Here is a 6,115-nt window from a genome sequence, read left to right on the forward strand (position 1 = left end):
GTGTTCCGTCGGGGCACACTGGGCACTAATCTGATTACCCCTGATTCTCCTCGCGCCTGCGCCGACCCGAAGGTAGCAACCCGTGACACAGACAGTGGCCTCCCCCCGAGTGCAGCTCATCGCCCCGATCAGCGGAATCCTGGTGCCGATCGAACTGGTCCCCGACCCCGTCTTTGCCAAGAAGATGGTCGGTGACGGCCTCTCCATTGACCCGCTCAGCGACGTGCTGGTCGCCCCTATCGACGGGGAGGTGATCAACGTCCAACCCGCCATGCACGCGGTGACGATCCGCTCGGCAGACGGGCTGGAGGTGCTGCTGCACATCGGTCTGGACACCGTCCGGATGGGCGGCAAGGGCTTTCAGGCGAAGGTCCGGCAAGGTCAGCAGGTGCGAGTCGGTGAGGAACTCATCGCCTTCGACATGGACACCGTCGCCGAGGAGGCGCTCAGCCTGCTCACCCAGGTGGTGGTCACCAACTCCGACGCCGTGAGCAACCTGGTGGCGATGACCGGGACCGTGGTCGCCGGCCGGGACGTGGTCGCCGAGATCACGCTGGCCGAGGCAGGCGATGACAGCGGGCCGATCCGCCGCGGCCGAACCGTCAGGTCGGACGCCATCCTGATCCCCAACCCGACCGGTCTGCACGCCCGCCCGGCCGCCACCCTGGTCGCGCTGGCCAAGAAGTTCGACTCCGAGGTCACGCTGCGCCGCGGCGACGACACCGCCAACGCCAAGTCGATCATGTCGATCATGTCGCTGTCGGCCGAGCGCGGCGACAAGGTCTTCGTCTCGGCCCACGGCCCGGACGCCGAACAGGCCGTCACCGAGGTGGCCGAGGCCATCCGCAACGGCCTGGGTGAAGAGGTGACGCCGCTGACCGAGGCCGAGGTCGCCGAGGTCGAGGCCGAGCCGGCAGCCGAAGAAGTTGCAGTCCCGGTCTCCGGCGATCCGAACCTGCTGCTCGGGGTGGCCGCCTCGCCGGGCCTGGCGGTCGGCCAGGTGGTGCAGCTGCGCCATGAGGACATCGGGGTCGCCGAGTTCGCGCCCGACAAGCACCTGGAGCGGCGAAAGCTGAACACCGCGATCGACCGGGCGCTGCTCGACCTGTCGGCCCTGCAGGGCCGGTTGGAGAAGGAGGCCGACCCGGAGAACGCGGCCATCTTCGCCGCGCACGCCGAGATCCTGCAGGACCCGGACCTGCTCGACATCGCCTCCAGCGCGATCGAGAAGGGCAACAGCGCCCCGTTCGCGTGGCGGGGCGCCTACCAGACCTATGCCGAGCGGCTGTCCCGGCTGAAGAACGAGATCCTGGCCGGGCGCGCCAACGACGTCCGGGACGTCGGCCAACGCGTCCTGGAGGAACTGACCGGGCATCGCCGCGAGAAGCCGGAACTGCCCGAGAACACCATCCTGATCGCCGAGGACCTGACCCCGTCCGACACCGCGACGCTGGACCGCAGGCGGGTGGTCGGCTTCGCCACCACTTCCGGCGGGGCCAGCAGCCACGTGGCGATCATCGCCCGCTCGCTCGACATACCGGCCGTGGCCGGCATCGAGGGCCGGGCGCTGGGCATCGCCGAGGGGACCCGGGTGGTGCTGGACGGTGGCCGCGGCAGCCTGCAGCTGAATCTAACCGACGACCAGATCGACGCCATCGTCGAGCGCCAGCGCCGGATCGCCGCCAAGCGCGTCCGCGACCTGGAGCGAGCCGGCGAGCCTGCCATCACCAGCGACGGTCACCAGGTGCAGGTGGTGGCGAACATCGGTAACCTGGCCGACGCCCAGCAGGCGATGACCGTGGGCGCCGAAGGGGTGGGCCTGCTGCGCAGCGAGTTCGTCTTCCTTGGTCGGCAGAGCGCACCCAGCGAGGACGAGCAGGCCGAGCTGTACGCAGACATCGCCGGGGCCCTCAGGCCTGGCCAGCCGCTGGTGATCCGTACCCTAGACGTGGGGGGCGACAAGCCGCTGCCCTACCTGCCGATCCCGGCCGAGGAGAACCCGTTCCTCGGCATCCGCGGTGTGCGGGTCGGCTTTGACCGTCCCGAGGTGTTGCGGACGCAGTGCCGGGCGATCATCCGGGCCGCCGACGCCGGCGCCGAACTGTACGTGATGTTCCCGATGATCGCCACCATCGACGACTGGCGGTTCGCCAAGCAGATCTGGGACGCCGAGGTGGCCGCGCTCGGCTCCGGTGGCGACGTCAAGGTCGGCATCATGATGGAGGTGCCCTCGGTGGGGGTGATGGCCAACCAGTTCGCCGCCGAGGACGTCGCCTTCTTCAGCGTCGGCACCAACGACCTGACCAGCTACACCTTGGCGATGGACCGCGGCCACCCCAAGCTGGCCGCCCAGGTCGACCCGTGCAACCCTTCCGTCCTGCAACTGATCGGCCAGGCCGGGCAAGCGCTGCACGCAGCAGGCAAGTGGCTGGGGGTGTGCGGCAGCATCGCCTCCGACCCGCAGGCGGTGCCGATCCTGCTCGGACTCGGCGTGGACGAGCTGAGCTGCTCCATCCCGGCGATCCCGGCGGTCAAGGCCGCCGTCCGGTCCTACTCCCTCGATCAGTGCCGGCGGCTGGCCGCCAAGGCGGTCGCCTGCAGCACGCCGGCCGAAGTACGCGCCCTCGTCCCGGTGGACGAAGGCTGAGCACCCAAACCAGACAAGGACAATCAGGATGACCACTGCGAACGAAATCGTCCGTGGCGTTGGCGGTCCCGAGAACATCGCGGGGCTCACCTACTGTGCCACCCGACTGCGGTTCGAACTGCACGACGCCGGCAAGGTCGATGGTGAGAAGGTAGAGGCCGTCGACGGGGTGATGGGGGCGGTGCCCCAGGGCGGCAACCGCTACCAGGTGATCGTCGGCGGGGCCGTGGCCTCGGTCTACAACGACATCATGGCGCTGCCCGAGATGGCGAAGATGGGTGAGGCATCCGACGCCGACGTGAAGGCGGCGGCCCGGTCGAAGGCGCGCGGCAAGGTGGCCTGGCTGGACGGCTTCTTCGAGTACCTGTCCGACTCCTTCCGCCCGATCCTGGGCGTCCTGCTCGGCGCCTCCCTGATCATCGCGTCGGCGGCGGTGGCCGATGCCCTCGGAGTGGTCGACTTCCGGGCCCCGGACAAGGCCGCCGGCTGGGTCTTCATCGACACCATGTGGCGGGCGGTGTTCTACTTCCTGCCGATCATGATCGCCTACAACGCCTCCAAGAAGCTGGACGTCGACCCCTGGGTCGGCGCCACCATCATGGCCGCGCTGATGACACCTGAGTTCATCAGCCTGTCGGACCAGGAGCGGTTCCCGGACACCGTGTGCACCATCAATGAGGCGCTCGGCACCCAGACCTGCTCGGCCAACATCTTCGGGCTGTCGATGCCGCTCAACGACTACGGTGGTCAGGTCTTCGTCCCGCTGATCATGGTTGCCATCCTGGCGCTGGTCTACCGGCTGTTGAAGAGGATCTTCCCGGCCAACGTGCACATGGTCTTCGTCCCGTTCTTCTCCATGGTCATCATGATCACGGTGACGGCCTTCCTGATCGGCCCGCTGGGTATCTGGCTGGGCAACGGCCTGGGAACGGGATTGAGCTGGATGAACGACAACGCCCCGTTCGTCTTCGCCCTGCTGATCCCGATGCTGTACCCGTTCCTGGTGCCGCTGGGTCTGCACTGGCCGCTGAACGCGCTGATGCTGGTGAACATCCAGACCCTCGGCTACGACTTCATCCAGGGCCCGATGGGCGCCTGGAACTTCGCCTGCTTCGGCGCCACCGCCGGCGTGCTCTTCCTGTCGATGAAGGACCGGGACGTCACGATGCGCCAGACCGCCACCGGCGCGCTGGCGGCCGGCCTGTTCGGTGGCATCTCGGAGCCGTCGCTGTACGGCATCCACCTGCGGTTCAAGCGGATCTACCCGCGGATGCTGGTCGGCTGCTTCGCCGGCGGCCTGACCATCGCCATCCTGGGCGCACCGTTCAACGGCGTGAAGACCCAGGCGTTCGCGTTCACCTCACTGCTGACCATCCCGGTCTTCGACCCCATGTGGGTGTACGCGATCGCCATCGCGGTGGCCTTCACCGTGTCGATGCTGCTGATCATCATCACCGACTACCGGACGCCGGAGCAGCGGGCCAAGGCCCGCGGTGAACTGGTCGACACCGAGGTTGGCACCGAGGAGGAGCGGCAGGCCGCGCAGTGGCTGAACGCGCTCGGCGGCACCCCGAATGTGGTCAGGGTTGAACCGGTCGCCGAGACCCGGGTGCGGGTCGAGGTGGCGGACTCGTCCGCCGTCGACACCGACGCGCTGAAGGCGGCCGGGCTGGCCGGCGTGGTTCAGGTCGGCCCGAACACCTGGCACCTGGTGGCCGGGTTCAACGCCGACCAGTACGCCACCGCGATCAGCCGCGACCTGGTGAAGCAGGCGCCGGTGCCGGTGCCCGCCTGACGGGGCGGCCGCCGCCGTCGGTTCGCTCCGGCGCCGCTGACGGCGGTCACCAACCCGTGATTTCGGCACTATGCGCGCCTCTGCGGGAACTCCTAGAGTCGCGAATAGTGTTCTGGCATGGATCCGATCCGCAACCCCTACGCGCCCGGCGCCGGCCAGCGTCCACCAGAACTGGCCGGCCGGGACGAGCAGCTGCGAGCCTTCGACGTGGTGCTGGAGCGGATCGCCCGCGGGCGTCCGGAACGTTCGATCATCCTGACCGGGCTGCGCGGGGTCGGCAAGACGGTGTTGCTGAACGCGTTGCGGTCGCAGGCGGTCCGGGCTGGTTGGGGTAGCGGCAAGTTCGAGGCCCGCCCCGACCAGGGCATCCGGCGTCCGATGGGGGCGGCGCTGCACACCGCTGTGCGTGAACTCGCCCACCCCGACGCGGCCACCACGCTGGGCACCATCCGGTCGTTCATCGAGCGGGACGCCGGGCCGCGCGCCAAGCTGGCCGAACGCTGGAATCCGGGCATCCAGGTGCCGCCGACCGCCGGCCGCGCCGACTCCGGCGACATCGAGATCGACCTGGTCGAGCTGTTCAGCGACGTCGGTGGCCTGGCCGCCGACAAGGGGGTCGGGGTCGCCGTCTGCATCGACGAGATGCAGGACCTGCGTCCGGAGGACCTGTCGGCAATGTGCGCGGCCTGCCACGAGATCAGCCAGCAGCGGCTGCCGCTGATCATCGTCGGCGCCGGGCTGCCGCACCTGCCGACACTGCTCAGCGCGTCCAAGAGCTACTCCGAACGGCTGTTCAGCTACCAACGCATCGACCGGCTGGAGCGGGTGGCCGCCGACGCGGCGCTGCAGGTGCCCGCCAACGATGAGGACGCCGAGTTCAGCTGCGACGCTCTCGCCGCCATGTACCGGGTGACCAGCGGCTACCCGTACTTCATCCAGGCCTACGGCAAGGTCGCGTGGGACCTGGCGCCGGCGTCCCCGATCACCCCGGACGACGTGGCGGTGGCGGTGCCGGAGGCCGAGGCCGAGCTGGCGGTGGGCTTCTTCGGCAGCCGCTACGAGCGGGCCACCCCGGCTGAACGGGAGTACCTGCGGGCGATGGCCGACCTTGGTGAGCGGGACGAGCTGGACGACCCCGGCGTGGGCGTGCCGACCAGCGCGGTCGCCGAGCACCTGGGCCGCACTCCGCAGTCGCTGTCGCCGGCCCGGGACGCGCTGCTGAAGAAGGGTCTGGTCTATGCCTGCGAGCGGGGCCGGGTGGCGTTCACCGTCCCCCACTTCGGCAGGTACCTGAGAACGCAGACCGGCTGACCGGTTTCACTGCCGGGCCCTGCGACCGGTCAGGCCCGCTTCCAGTCCTCGATCGGCCAGTACGCCCGCGAGGCCAGGCGGTAGAGCGGCAGGTCGGGGTTCACCGCGACCGGACGCCCCAGCAGCGACAGCCAGGAGGCGTCCGCGATCGAGTCGCCGTAGCCGTGCGAGCGGGACAGGTCGAAACCGCCCCGGGCGGCGTAGTCCTTGAGCCACTGGGCGCGGGCCTCGTCCACCAGCGGCGGTGTGGCCAGGTACCCGGTCAGCACCCCGTCGCGCACCGCCATCGATGAGGCCACCACATCGTCGAACAGTGGCGCCAGCGGAACCGCGAACAGGTCCAGCGACCCGGTCACCAGCAC

At 69.4% G+C, this 6,115-nt stretch carries 4 protein-coding genes; 3 read left to right on the top strand and 1 reads right to left on the bottom strand.

Annotated features, from left to right (window positions below):
* The first annotated feature begins 82 nt into the window (after positions 1 to 82).
* The 3 genes from ptsP to WBL05_RS04700 all read left to right on the top strand — a co-directional run bounded on the left by ptsP (position 83) and on the right by WBL05_RS04700 (position 5,753).
* The gene (ptsP, locus tag WBL05_RS04690; protein WP_424224075.1) at positions 83 to 2,647 is read left to right on the top strand and encodes a phosphoenolpyruvate--protein phosphotransferase; all 2,565 of its coding nucleotides are present in this window, start codon (positions 83 to 85) and stop codon (positions 2,645 to 2,647) included.
* 28 nt (positions 2,648 to 2,675) lie between these two features.
* On the top strand, positions 2,676 to 4,442 hold the full coding sequence (locus WBL05_RS04695; protein ID WP_424224077.1) for a PTS transporter subunit EIIC: 1,767 nt from the start codon (positions 2,676 to 2,678) through the stop codon (positions 4,440 to 4,442).
* A gap of 117 nt (positions 4,443 to 4,559) precedes the next feature.
* Complete coding sequence (locus tag WBL05_RS04700) at positions 4,560 to 5,753, top strand: AAA family ATPase (RefSeq protein ID WP_424224078.1); 1,194 nt, start codon at positions 4,560 to 4,562, stop codon at positions 5,751 to 5,753.
* 29 nt (positions 5,754 to 5,782) lie between these two features.
* Here the strand turns inward: WBL05_RS04700 and WBL05_RS04705 are convergent.
* A partial coding sequence (locus WBL05_RS04705) for an HAD family hydrolase (protein ID WP_424224080.1) occupies positions 5,783 to 6,115 on the bottom strand: 333 nt, incomplete at its 5' end.

Origin of the sequence: Brooklawnia sp., from assembly GCF_049651565.1 — a bacterium.
Lineage (GTDB): Bacteria > Actinomycetota > Actinomycetes > Propionibacteriales > Propionibacteriaceae > Brooklawnia.